Source organism: Acidovorax sp. HDW3 (genome assembly GCF_011303755.1).
Classification (GTDB): domain Bacteria; phylum Pseudomonadota; class Gammaproteobacteria; order Burkholderiales; family Burkholderiaceae_C; genus Paenacidovorax.
In genome coordinates this window covers 1-12,248 of record NZ_CP049885.1, presented here as the reverse complement: position 1 = coordinate 12,248, position 12,248 = coordinate 1, and the positions used below count along the sequence as shown (strand labels likewise).

At 66.9% G+C, this 12,248-nt stretch carries 8 protein-coding genes; all 8 read right to left on the bottom strand.

Translation table 11 applies throughout. The features are described 5' to 3' along the window. Positions 1 to 20 precede the first annotated feature (20 nt). On the bottom strand, positions 21 to 2,717 hold the full coding sequence (locus G7045_RS00040) for a DEAD/DEAH box helicase family protein (RefSeq protein ID WP_166155536.1): 2,697 nt from the start codon (positions 2,715 to 2,717) through the stop codon (positions 21 to 23). 129 nt (positions 2,718 to 2,846) lie between these two features. Then, positions 2,847 to 4,556 (bottom strand): ATP-binding protein, encoded by a 1,710-nt coding sequence (locus G7045_RS00035; RefSeq protein WP_166155533.1) that lies wholly within the window; start codon positions 4,554 to 4,556, stop codon positions 2,847 to 2,849. Positions 4,557 to 4,560: 4 nt separating this feature from the next. Next, positions 4,561 to 6,198 carry a site-specific DNA-methyltransferase gene (locus G7045_RS00030; RefSeq protein ID WP_166155530.1) on the bottom strand — a complete coding sequence of 546 codons (1,638 nt, stop codon included), beginning with the start codon at positions 6,196 to 6,198 and terminating at the stop codon, positions 4,561 to 4,563. A gap of 73 nt (positions 6,199 to 6,271) precedes the next feature. Then, positions 6,272 to 7,339 carry an AbrB family transcriptional regulator gene (locus tag G7045_RS00025; RefSeq protein ID WP_166155527.1) on the bottom strand — a complete coding sequence of 356 codons (1,068 nt, stop codon included), beginning with the start codon at positions 7,337 to 7,339 and terminating at the stop codon, positions 6,272 to 6,274. Between the two features lie 54 nt (positions 7,340 to 7,393). Next, the gene (locus G7045_RS00020; protein WP_166155524.1) at positions 7,394 to 8,866 is read right to left on the bottom strand and encodes a M20/M25/M40 family metallo-hydrolase; all 1,473 of its coding nucleotides are present in this window, start codon (positions 8,864 to 8,866) and stop codon (positions 7,394 to 7,396) included. A 61-nt stretch (positions 8,867 to 8,927) separates the two neighbouring features. Continuing rightward, positions 8,928 to 10,124, bottom strand: coding sequence for a GGDEF domain-containing protein (locus tag G7045_RS00015; protein ID WP_166160301.1), 1,197 nt, complete (start codon positions 10,122 to 10,124; stop codon positions 8,928 to 8,930). Between the two features lie 110 nt (positions 10,125 to 10,234). Next, positions 10,235 to 10,819, bottom strand: coding sequence for a methionine biosynthesis protein MetW (gene metW, locus G7045_RS00010; protein WP_166155521.1), 585 nt, complete (start codon positions 10,817 to 10,819; stop codon positions 10,235 to 10,237). Next, positions 10,816 to 11,943, bottom strand: a complete 1,128-nt coding sequence (locus tag G7045_RS00005; RefSeq protein WP_166155518.1) for a homoserine O-acetyltransferase — start codon at positions 11,941 to 11,943, stop codon at positions 10,816 to 10,818. The genes metW and G7045_RS00005 overlap by 4 nt, the downstream gene beginning before the upstream one ends. Positions 11,944 to 12,248: the final 305 nt, after the last annotated feature.

Sequence of the window (12,248 nt, the reverse complement as noted above, 5' to 3'; positions counted from 1 at the left end):
GGGGACCATCGTACGGTTTTTTAGCCGGCGCCCGGCGCCAGCACCGCGTCCAGCTGCTGCGCCAGCGCCTGCTGGGTCAGCCAGCCAAACAGTGCGCGCCCGCCGCTCTTGCGCGCCCACAGCGCACCCACCTGGCTTTTTTCGATTTCATACGGGTCGTTTTGCAAATGCGCGCCCTTGTATTCGAGCAGCGCCACCCGGCCATCGACCAGCTCGGCCACAAAGTCGGCAAAAAAGCGCCCGCGCGAGGTGGGCAGGGCAAAACCGCAGGGGGCAGTATCCAGGTTACGCACCCAGTGGCGCACGCGCGGGTGGCGGTCGATGAGCTGGGCGCAGGCAAACTCCTCGCCGCCGTCCTTCAAATCCGCCAGCACCGGAAAGTAATGTTTGGCAAAGCGGTAGCGCCCGGTGTAGCGCGTGGCCGCCGGTGCGGGGTAGCGGCTGAGCTCGAAGACATGGGGCTGCGCCCAATCGGGCTCCACCAGCCAGGTGCCTGCGGCATCCCCTTCGCCCAATACCTTTTGCCGGAAGGCGCGCTGCGCCGCGCTTTGGCGCAGATCGGCGGCGTGGTGCTCGATGGCCCGTGCCAGCCGAAAGCGCCCCTGCGCCAGCGCCACCAGCGGTACGCCGCAGGCGTGCAATTGGTGGTTCACCACCGCCGCCAGCCAGGCGCGGCGCTGGGCCTGGGTCAGGTCGGCCAGCGCCTTGAACAAGGATTGGTCCAGCCAGCCCACCAGTGTCTGGGCGTCGATGCTGCTCGTGTGCCAGTCCATGGGCATTTGCGCGCCGTCGGCCAGGCGCAGGCTCAATCGCTGGCCGTCCATGCCAATCTCGAACAGATCGGGCTCCTGCACCAACTGCTGGCTGGGCAGTTGCACGGCAGCGGGCGCGAGCCAATCGACCTCCACCGCCTCCAGCACGGCTTCGCGCTCCAGCGGCCACAGCGGCGCCTGGGCGTCCAGGCGGTAGGCCAGGCGCGGCAGGGGTGCAAACGGCTGGCCGTGGGTGGCGGGCGCGTTTTGCGCCGCCAGCAGCGCGTTGTGCTGCGCCACCTGCTGGCGCAGTTGTTCCTGCTTTTTGGCGCCACGCACCTGGGCCAGCAGCAGGGCTTCGGTATCGGCGCCGATGTGCGCCACGGCGCGCAGGCCCGCACCATCGGGCAGGGCTTGCACGCCAGGCTGGGCGAGCAGCTGCGGCGTGGGTTCAATTGCTACAAAATGAGTAGCTATTGGCGCTTGCTGTGCGGGCGCTGGAGCGGAATTTTCATCCAATCCATCCCACAGCGGCAGGCTGCCTAGCGGCGCCACCATGCTGGCCACGTCCAGCGCCTCAAAACCCATGTGCTCGATCAGCCGATCCGCCAACGCGTGCGCCGCCTGCGAGAACTCCGCTGCGCACACGTGGGCGTAGGCGTGGTTGAGCGCCGCGCGCCCACGCTGCGCCGCGTAGGGCATACGCAGCACCCGGCCCAAAAGCTGCTCCACCGCCGTGGCGCTGCTGAGTTTTTGCAGGCTGCACAGCACGTAGGCAAAGGGGCAGTCCCAGCCCTCGCGCAGCGCCTGCACGGTGATGACGTAGCGCACCGGGCAGTCGCGTGCGGCAAGATGAACGTCGTCGAGCCCGCGCTGCGTGCCCGTGGCCACCACGATCTGGTTGGCGGGCAATTTCAGTTCACCCACCAGATAGTCGCGCAGCTGCTCGGGCGGCATTTCCTCGCCCGCGTTTTGCGCCTGAAAGAGCACGATGGGGCGCACATAACCGGCACCGGCGGCCTCGTCCTTGAGCGCCTCGGCCTCCAGCTGGCGCTGCGTCTGCACGGCGGAAAACACGGCGGCGGGCCAGCCCTCGCGGTGCTCGGCAAGCACGATGGGCAGCTTGATCATGTCCTCGGCGGCGAGCTGCTGCGCGCTCACGTGGTAGAGCACATTGGTCTGCGCGGGCAGGGGCGTGGCCGTCAGCTCCAGGATGAACGCGGGGTTCAGGCGCTGCAGGGCGGTGAAGCTCTTGTCCGTCTTGGTGTTGTGCGCCTCGTCCACGATGACCAGGGGCGCGTGCAGCGCCAGCCAGTTGGCCAGGCTCCAGCGCGGCTGGCCCGCAAAGCCCGCCAGCACGCCAGTGGTATCGCGCGCCACGTCCTCGGGCGTGACCAGGGCATCGGGCAGATCGCGCAAGGCAGCAAGGGCGCGCTCCTCCACGCCCTTGAAGTGGCGCTCGAACGCTTCAGAGAAGCTGTAGACATTGCGCTGCCCCGCGTCCTCCACGCGAAAGCTCTGGATGGTGGCCACCACCACCACGGCGCGCCGGCCCCAGTCGGGCGGGGCAATCTGCGCCACCTCATCGAGCGTGCACACCTGCAGCCCCTCGCCATAGGCTTCGACCAGCGCCGCGCGGTAGGGGTGGCCGGGCGTTTGCAGGCTCTTCAAGGTTTGCGTGCGAATCGCGTCGCTGGGCACCAGCCACAGCGCCACCGGCGCATCCACCGCCGCCCAGTCGCGCGCCAAGAGCGGCACGGCGTGCGCGGCCAGCACCGTTTTGCCGCCGCCCGTGGGAATGCGCAGACACACGCAGGGCACGCGGCCAAAGGCCCCCGCCTGGTAGGGCCGCCCCGCTGGCTGCGCGAACGCCTGCGCCGCACCCTGCAGGCGCGCGGCCTGGGCGTAGGTGGACAGGGTGGCAAGCGCCTGTTCCTGGTAGGTTTTGAGGGTGAGGAAGGTCATGGATTAGGGAAAGATTAGGGAAGATTGGAACAAGAGCAAAGACTTTCCCAAATGCAACCCATTGATATGAAATGATTTTTCAGAATTTCATTGGGAGAAACCTGGGTTTGATTGGGTGGCGATGGGTGGTCATTGGTGGTCATTGGGTGTGGTGCCGCCCGGCGCCAGCGCCCACCGGGCCGCCTTGGTTTTGCCGCCAATGTTCTGGATACGCCCTTCCTTGGACATGTCCTTGAGGAGGGTTCGGACGTATTCCTTGCGCTGGGCCAGCTCTGGAATCCACAGTTGCAGCTTGGGCAGCAGCAGTTCATCGATCTTGGCGCGCGGTTGCGGCCCCAGGGCCAGCAGCTTGCACAAGGCAGCCTGGTAGTCCTGCGCATCCGGGCGGCGCTGGTTCAGGTACGCCACCTCCTGCCCCGTGGCAACCGCCAATTGGGCCGAGATGTTCAGGTGGGGGCTGCGCCCCTCGATCAAACCCGCCCGCCGCAATTGCGCCACCTGGGCTGCATCCAGCTTGTGCTTTTTTTGCACCCGGTCGAGCCACAACACCTGTTCGATGGGCAGGTCGGTGCGCTCCATCAGCCAATGGCTGTAGTTCTCGTCGATCTGCTGCCCGTAGACGTTGAACACCGTGCGCAACGGGGACGAGCCCTCGTAATCCGGCAGCGGCAAAAAGCGCCGCCGCTGCGCCAGCACCATGTCATGGATGCCGAAACCCACCTTGTCGATCATGCCCACCTCGGCCATGACCTTGGCCAGGCGCTCGTTGCGGTAGCGCTCGGGCGTGCGCGCACCGCTGGCGTACTCGTCGGGCTGGCCATCGAAGAAGCCCCCCAGGTTGATCATGCGCACCAACCCGGTGGACTCCTCCACCACGACGCGCCCACCCTGGGCATAGTCCTGGTGCGCCAGGCAGTTGTGCAGGCCTTCGAGCAGCACCGTGTGGGTGTCGTAGCGCGGCAAGGTCACGGCCAGCAGCTCATTGGCCGGGAACAGCTTGATGTTGGGGTTGCGCACGCGCTGCGCCACATCGGTGGTGGTGAGCAGGAAAGGCGGGTGAAAGTGCTCCGCCACCCGCTCCGCCGCCACCTTCCAGGTGATTTCCGCCGGGTGCGGCGACAGCAGCGCCGTGGCGCGCTCGGGCAGGCCCAGCAGCAACAGGCAGGCGCGGGTGATGCGCCCGTGAATCGTCAGGCCGATCTTGTCCAGCAGCTTTTCGGTGCTCCACTGCGGTATCTGCGCTGCCCAGGGTTCGCGTTGGTGCTTTTCAAAATATTTTTCACGCGCCTTGGCAATCGCGGCTTCATCGAGGTCGGCCAGCGTAGCACCGGGCACCACGGCGGCGCTCCAGTCCTCACCCTGCAGGTGTTCGGCCAGAATGGCGCGGCGCCGATCCTCGCGCAGCGGCACCAGGCTGTCGCCATCGCGCTGCCAGGCCTGGTCGTGCGCCAGCACCAGCTCGCGCGGCGCGTGGCGCGGCACATGCACCAGCCACACCACGGCGCCGGTGTCAGTGGCGCGCAGCTCCTGCACGTGCAGCCCCATGGAGGGCAGGCCCGGCGTCTTGCCCAGCACGCGGTGCACCACGTTTTCCAGCGTGTAGTCGGCAAAGTCCTGGATGCCCGTGGGCGCCAAGGTCTTGTCCTGGGCGCCGATCACCACGCAGCCGCCCTCCATGTTGGCCAGGGCACTCACATAAGACACCAGGTCGTCACCCTTGCGGCCCGAGATGTTGGACTTGAGCGCGCGCCATTCCTTCCACTCGTGGCGCTCGTTTTCCCTCGGAAAGTGCGCGCGCAGCCACTGCTGGAGATCGGCTGCCGTGGCGAAATCGTCCATGGCCTCACCTCGCCTTCACGTCGTACGGAATGTGCTTGAAGGTCACCCGCGCACGCGCCAGCGTCTCGGGGCCGAGGCGGTTGGCCTCGCCATAGACCACCAGCGGGGCCTGCGGGTGCGGCGTGCGGGCGTGCAGCTCCAGCAGGGTTTCGAGCACGGCGCGCGTGAGCACGTTGCCGCTGGCCGGGCGCTTGTCGCCCAGGATGCCGTTGAACAGCAGGTAGTAGGCGCTGCGGCTGCGCAGGATGGGCTGCGGTGGAATTTCTGATGAAATGGGCTGCTGGCCCTCATCTGGCAAGCGCGAGCAGCTATCAAAAACGGAGTGCGTGCCCAGCCAGGGCGTGCCCGGTCGGCCCTGGGCGGGGTCAAATGCCTGGCCGGTTTCCTGCTGCCAGACGAAGGCCGCCAGGGTGGCGAAGCGCACTTGCGGGTGGATGCAGCCGTGCGCGTCGAAGATGGGCGCGCCCAGGGCGCAGAAGCGAAAGCCGCCGCCGCCCTGCCAGCCCACGGCCTGACTGATGCCACCCGGCTCGCCCGCAATGACTTTTTGCAGGCGCGGCAGGCAGTGCGTGGCGGCGTGTTCGCCCATTTCGATGCCGATCCAGCGGCGGCCCATCTTGTGCGCGACGGCGGCGGTGGTGCCGGAGCCGAGGAAGCTGTCGAGGACGAGGTCGCCAGGGTGGGTGGCGATGTGCAGGATGCGTTGGAGCAAGCGTTCGGGTTTTGGTGTGCCGAAACGGTCTTCGGCAAACAACGCCAGCCCTTCTAGCATGGCCTCTTGGTTGTGCCCGGATTCGCTATGCGCCCAAATGGATCGGGGCACTACATCGCCGGAATCGGTGAGAAATTTTTTGATCCGGGGAGTGTTGGCATTGCCATCTACACCCCAGTACAGCATCCCGTCGCGCAGATGTTGTGCATGCGCTTCTTGCGAATAGGCCCAGACGCGGGTGCGCTTGGGCCATACCTCCTGGCCGGTTCGCGGGTGAATCAGGGGGTAGTACAGATTGGGGCGTTCATCGGCGGTTTTCGCACAGGTGTAGGCGGCGGAGTTCCAGTCGCCTCGCGGGTCGTTGTCAGGGTTGGTGTAGTACCGCGTCTGCTCCTGGCTGCGCGGCAACCGGCGGGGCTGCCATTGTGATTTGCTCTTGGCGTACACCAGCACATGGTCATGGTCACCGCTGAAATAGCGTGCGTCATTAGCGGGGCTGACACGCTTGTGCCAGGAAATATCCGCCACAAAATTCCCCCGCCCAAACACCTCATCCATCAGCACCTTGAGGTAATGCCCTTCGTTGTCGTCGATGGTCACCCAAATCGAGCCGTCCTCGCTCAGCAACTCCCGCAGCAGCTGCAGGCGCGGCAGCATCATCGACAGCCATTGGCTGTGCTCCAGGTTGTCGTCGTAGTGCTCGAAGGCGCTCTTGGTGTTGTACGGCGGGTCGATGAAGATGCACTTGACCTGGCCCCGGTAGAACGGCAGCAGGGCTTTGAGGGCCTCCAGGTTGTCGCCCTGGATCAGCAGGTTGTCTTGGGCCGCCGCCGCGTCGCCATGGGTGGATACGGGTTCGAGCAGGCGGTAAGGCACCTGGGCGGCGGTGGCAAAGGCAGCAGGGCGGTTGAGCCAGTCGAGGGTGGGCATAACAAACAGACAAAAAGGGGCGCGGGGCCGGTCACAGGCCCGCTATTGTGCTTGTGGGCGTGGGCCGACCGCGCTACAGCCCGCACGCCCTGGCCACGCGCTGCGTCAGCGCCGGGCCGATGAGCAGCACGAGCAGAAAACGCGCCAGCTGCATGGCCATGACGAAGCCGGTATCGACCGCGCTGCCGGCAACGATCACGGCCATCGAGTCCGCACCGCCGGGGCAGGTGGCGAGGAAGGCGCTGAGCGCATCCAGGCCCGTGGCCCAGTGCAGCACCGCGCCCGTCGCCAGGCCGACGAGCATCAGCAGCAGCGTGCACAGCAGCACCTGCGGCAGGGTGCGCAGCGCGTGCCGCAGGATGGCGCGCGTAAAGCGCAGGCCCACGCTCCAGCCCAGGCTGGCGTAGGACAGCAGCATCAGCGCCGGCGGCAGCGCGGGCGCCTGGCCCCACAGGTTTTGCAGCAGCACGGCGCCCAGCAGCGGCAGCACCATGGCGCCACCGGCCAGGCGCAGGCGCGGCGCCAGCAGCGTGCCCAGCAGCACCAGCGCCGCCGTCCAGCCCAGGCCAGCGGCACTGGGCTGGCCCCACCAGGCGATGGCGGCGGGCGCGGCAGTGGGCGCCTCGCCCAGCACGGCGCGGCTGACCAGCGCCGCCACCAGGGTGATGAGCAGCAGCCGCGTGTACTGCATGAAGGCCACCAGGCGCATATCGGCGCCGTACTGGCCGGCGAGCACCACCATGGCAGCGGAGGCGCCGGGCGTCATGCCCCACAGCGCGGTGCTGCCGGGCATGACCTGGCGGCGCATGAGCCACCAGCCCAGCAGGGTGCTGGCGCCAATCAGCAGCAGGGTGGCGCCCAGGAACAGCGGCGCGTGGGCCCACACGGCAGCGAGCTGGCGCGGCTGCAGGCTTTGCGCCATGAGGCAGCCGAGCAGCGCCTGCCCGGCGTTAAAACCCCAGGCCGGTAGCGCCAGCTGCGCGCCGCGCACGGCCAGCAGCACGGCACAGACCATGCAGGCCAGCAGCACGGCGGCGGGCAGGTGCAGCGCCTGCAGCAGCACGGCGAGCGCGCCGCTGCCGGCACACAGCAGCAGCCAGTGGCCAGCCGGGCGCAGGAACGGGAAACGATTTACTATCAAAAAAGGAGCTGCTTGCGCTTGCCCACAAAGGGCTAGCGGCATAAAACATGCAAATTACGGCATGGCGGCGATGACCTGGGCGACGGCGGCGGTCAGGCGCTTGGCGTAGGGCACGTGCAGGAATTCATTCGGGCCGTGGGCGTTGCTCTTGGGGCCGAGCACGCCGCAGACCATCATTTGCGCCTTGGGAAAGCCCTGGCTGAGCATGTTCATGAGCGGGATGGTGCCGCCCTGGCCGATGTAGCCCAGGCCGGCGCCAAACTGCGCCTGGCTGGCGCTTTGCAGCGCCTGCTCGAACCAGGGGGCTTCGGCGGGGGCGTTCCAGCCGTTGGCCGCGCCTTCGCTCTCCCAGGTGACGCGCGCCTGGTAGGGGGCGTTGTCTTCGAGCAGGGTTTTGAGCTCTTGCACGGCGGCGGCGGCGTCCACCAACGGCGGCAGGCGCAGGCTGAGCTTGAAGGCGGTGTAGGGGCGCAGCACGTTGCCCGCGTCGCGCAGCGCGGGCAGGCCCTCGGCGCCGGTGACCGACAGGGTCGGCTCCCAGGTGCGGCGCAAGAGCGCCTGCGCCGGGTCGTCGGTGGTGGGCAGGGCCAGGGTGCTGGCGCCGCCGCAGTCGCTGTGCGCCCAGGGATAGCTTTTGAACAGATCGCGCCCGAGGATGGCGGCCGTGGCCCGCGCCTGCGCTGCGCGCTCGGGTGGCACGGAGCAATGAAAGCTCGCCGGCAGCAGGCGGCCCGTGGCCGCGTCTTCGAGCCGGTCGAGCACCTGGCGCATGATGCGAAAGCTCGACGGCACCAGGCCCGAGGCGTCGCCCGAGTGGATGCCTTCGGTCAGGATTTGCACCTTGAGCGTGCCGCTGGCCATGCCGCGCAGGCTGGTGGTGAGCCACAGCTGGTCGTAGTTGCCCGCGCCCGAGTCCAGGCAGACGACCAGGCCGACGTCGCCCAGGCGGCTCTTCAAGGCGTCGATGTAGGGCAGCAGGTCTTGCGAGCCGCTTTCCTCGCCGGTTTCGATGAGGCCGACGATGCGCGGGTGCGCCACGCCCTGGCGCTGCAGCTCTTGCACGGCGGCGATGCTGGCGTACACCGCGTAGCCGTCGTCGGCGCCGCCCCGACCGTAGAGCTTGCCGTCTTCGTAGTGCGGCGTCCAGGGGCCCAGCCCTGCGCGCCAGCCGTCAAACTCGGGTTGCTTGTCCAGGTGGCCGTACATGAGCACGGTTTGGCTACCGGGGTGGTTGTGCGCCGCAATTTCAAAAAACAGCACCGGCGTGCGCCCGGGCAGGCGCACGATTTCGAGCTGCAGGCCGGCGACTTTTTGCGCCTGCACCCAGTCGGCGGCGTTGCGCAGCACGGTATCGAGCAGGCCCTGCTGCTGCCAGTCGGGTGCGAACAGGGGCGATTTGGCGGGGATGCGGATGTAGTCGTGCAGCTGGGGCACGATGTCCTCGTCCCAGCGGCGGCTGAGGTGCGCCAGGGCGTCGGCGCTGTGCAGCGCGGGGACGGTGAAGGGGGCGGCGGGGGGGCGGTTCATAACGGTTTCTCTGGGCAGCGTGTGGCATGGCACTGCGCGGCGGCGCTCGCCGCCACGGCGGTCACTGCAGCGACATGGGGAAGGTGTGCGGATCGTCGATGGCCTGCGGCGCCACGACCGGGATGCGCAGCTGCGTTTCGACTTCAACGCGGTTGCGGCCGTTTTGCTTGGCCCGGTACATGGCGCGGTCGGCAGCGTCGATCAGCATATCCCAGCGGTCATGCGGTTCGAGCAAGCCCGCAAATACCCCTATGCTGATCGTGACCGAGAGCGCCTGCCCCTGCCAGTGGCAGACCGAGTCTTGCACGCTCTGGCGCAGTTGCTCGGCCAGCACCAGGGCGCCGGCAAGGTCGGTGTCGGGCAGCAAAATCAAAAATTCTTCACCGCCGTAGCGGCCCACCATGTCTTGCGCGCGCACGCGGTCGCACAGCACGTTGACGACGTGGCGCAGCACCTGGTCGCCCCCGAGGTGGCCATGCTCGTCGTTCACGCGCTTGAAATGGTCGATGTCGAGCACCATCACCGCCAGCGGCTCGCCCACGCGCTTGGCCCGCGCCGCGTCCCGGTCCAGGGCAAAGATGATGGAGCGCCGGTTGGCGACGCCGGTCAGGGCGTCGGTGGTTGCCAGGCGGCGGTTGCTGGCGTCGAGCCGGTCTTTGGTCATGACGACAAAGCCCAGCGAAGCCAGCAGCACGGTGATGAAGACGAAGAAAAAGGTCAGCGCCTGGCCGCTGTCGCTGTACATCAGCCCGCTGGGGTGCATCAGCCCCCACAGGCCGCTGGCCACGCGCCCGAGCAGCGCCAGCATCTCGCCCCACAGCGCCAGGCGCAGCAGCCGCACACCCCGCCCGCCAATGGGCTGCACCGGCGATTGCAGGGCGCGCAGCAGCAGTCCGATTTGCAATGCCAGGCACAGACTGGTAGTCGTCGCCCGGGCCACGTAGTTGTCGATCCAGATCGAGGTGACGAGCGCCATGGCCAGCACCGGCAGCGCCATCTCCAGGCTGCGCACGGGGCGTTTGGTGAATTGGTTGATGGCCGCCAGCAGGGCCACAAAGGTGCTGGCGAGCAGCACGTTGGCCAGGCCAATCGACCAGGCGTCGTGCATACGCCCGCGCTGCAGGTACAGCGCATAAGCCAGCGCGTGCAGCAGCAGCCCCGCACCCCACCAGGCCACACCGTCACGGCGCTGCCCCCAACCTACGATGGCCAGGGCCAGTGCCATGACCACCGAATGCGCGGTGATCATCCACAGCATGGTGGCGATATCAAGCTGCAAGCGGCCTCCAAAAACAAGCAACAATCCGTTTCAAGTATGCCCCAGGACAGACTTTCTTGCCGCATCTGCGGCCCTGGAGCCCGCCTGCATTAACCGTGCTCGAAGTGGAACACCGCCGTGCCCGCGCGGGCGTTGGGCAGCCAGCGCACTTCGCGCCCGTTTTGCAGGCCAAAGGCGTCGCGCAGGCGCAGCTGGTTTTTGCCGGCGAGCACTTCAAAATCTTTGAATGTGCCGACGCGGATATTGGGCGTGTCGTACCACTGGTAGGGCAGGCGGCGCGTGACCGGCATCCGTCCGCGCAGGATGGACAGGCGGTTGGGCCAATGCGCAAAGTTGGGAAAGGCGACGATGCCGGCGCGGCCAATGCGCGCCGTCTCCCGCAGCATGACTTCGGCGTTGCGCAGGTGCTGCAGGGTGTCGATCTGCAGCACGACGTCAAAGCTGTTGTCCTCAAAAATGGCCAGACCATCTTCAAGGTTGAGCTGCAGCACGTTCACGCCCCGGCGCACGCAGGCGAGCACCTTGGCGTCGTCAATTTCCACGCCGTAACCGCTGCAGCCGCGCGCCTGCTGCAGATGCGCCAACAGGGCGCCGTCGCCACAACCGAGGTCGAGCACCCGGCTGCCCTCGGGCACCAGGCGTGCAATGGCGTGCAAGAGGGGGCTGTCGCTCATGCCAGTTCCTTCGCAATGTTCTCAAAATAGGAGCGCACCACGCCCATGTAGCGCGGGTCTTCGAGCAAAAACGCATCGTGGCCGTGGGGGGCGTCGATCTCGGCGTAGGCCACGCTGCGGCGGTTGTCGAGCAGCGCCTTGACGATCTCGCGCGAGCGCTGCGGCGCAAAGCGCCAGTCGGTGGAAAAGCTCACCAGCAGGAACTTGGCCTGCGCTTGCGCCAGCGCCTGCGTCAGGCTGGCGCCGTGGCGGCGGGCGGGGTCGAAATAATCCAGGGCACGGGTGATGAGCAGGTAGGTGTTGGCGTCGAAGTAGTCGCTGAATTTGTCGCCCTGGTAGCGCAGGTAGCTCTCGATCTGGAATTCAATCTCCTGGGTGCTGTACTTGGGTTCGAGCCCGTCGCGCAGCTGGCGGCCAAATTTTTCGTTCATCACGTCGTCGCTCAGGTACGTGATGTGGCCAATCATGCGTGCAATGCGCAGCCCGCGCTTGGGGACCACGCCATGCTGGTAGAAGTGGCCGCCGTGAAAATCCGGGTCGGTGACGATGGCGCGGCGCGCCACCTCGTTGAAGGCGATGTTCTCCGCCGTCAGGTTGGGCGCGCTGGCAATCACCACGGCGTGGCGCATACGCTGCGGGTACTGCAGCGTCCAGGACAGCGCCTGCATTCCGCCCAGGCTGCCACCCATCACCGCCGCCAGCTGCGCGATGCCCAAGGCGTCGAGCAGCCGCGCCTGCGCGTTGACCCAGTCCTCGACCGTGACCACCGGAAAATCCGCGCCATAGATGCGGCCCGTGTCCGGGTTGGTATGCATAGGCCCGGTCGAGCCAAAGCACGAGCCCAGGTTGTTGATGCCGATGACGAAAAAGCGCTCCGTATCAACGGGCTTTCCCGGGCCGATCATGTTGTCCCACCAACCCTCGCTCTTGTCCTGCCCGGCGTAGCGGCCCGCCACATGGTGCGAGGCGTTGAGCGCGTGGCAGATGAGCACGGCGTTGCTCTTGTCGGCGTTGAGCTGGCCGTAGGTTTCGTAGCTCAGGTGATAGTCGCGGATGCTGCCCCCGCCCTGCAGGGCCAGGGGCGCAGCGAACGTCATGGATTGGGGTGTGGCAAGCATGGACATGAAAAAACCCGGCATCGCTAAAAACGAGGCCGGGCGTGGTGTCATGCCAGCGGACGGGTCTTTAGCTGGATTTATAAAGCGCCCGCAAGCGGTGGCAAATCGGCGCATCAACGGCCATTATGGATCAGTTTGCAGCCTCGAAAACACCACCCGACGCCCGCTCCTACGGGCAAACCCCAGGAAAAACTGTAGCACCTGCGCTGCAAAGTCCGTGTTTTTGCGTACCCACATGCCCCATAATCGGCGGGTCTTTTTGCTGCGCAACAAGACACATGCGGTGTTTGGTTGGTGGCGCCTTCGTGCCC

What these genes read in the sequence shown, in the direction of transcription:
- G7045_RS00040 (WP_166155536.1), bottom strand. Translation starts at nt 2,717, where the DNA reads ATGACCTTCCTCACCCTCAAAACCTACCAGGAACAGGCGCTTGCCACC.
- G7045_RS00035 (WP_166155533.1), bottom strand. Translation starts at nt 4,556, where the DNA reads ATGGACGATTTCGCCACGGCAGCCGATCTCCAGCAGTGGCTGCGCGCG.
- G7045_RS00030 (WP_166155530.1), bottom strand. Translation starts at nt 6,198, where the DNA reads ATGCCCACCCTCGACTGGCTCAACCGCCCTGCTGCCTTTGCCACCGCC.
- G7045_RS00020 (WP_166155524.1), bottom strand. Translation starts at nt 8,866, where the DNA reads ATGAACCGCCCCCCCGCCGCCCCCTTCACCGTCCCCGCGCTGCACAGC.
- G7045_RS00015 (WP_166160301.1), bottom strand. Translation starts at nt 10,124, where the DNA reads ATGCTGTGGATGATCACCGCGCATTCGGTGGTCATGGCACTGGCCCTG.
- metW (WP_166155521.1), bottom strand. Translation starts at nt 10,819, where the DNA reads ATGAGCGACAGCCCCCTCTTGCACGCCATTGCACGCCTGGTGCCCGAG.
- G7045_RS00005 (WP_166155518.1), bottom strand. Translation starts at nt 11,943, where the DNA reads ATGTCCATGCTTGCCACACCCCAATCCATGACGTTCGCTGCGCCCCTG.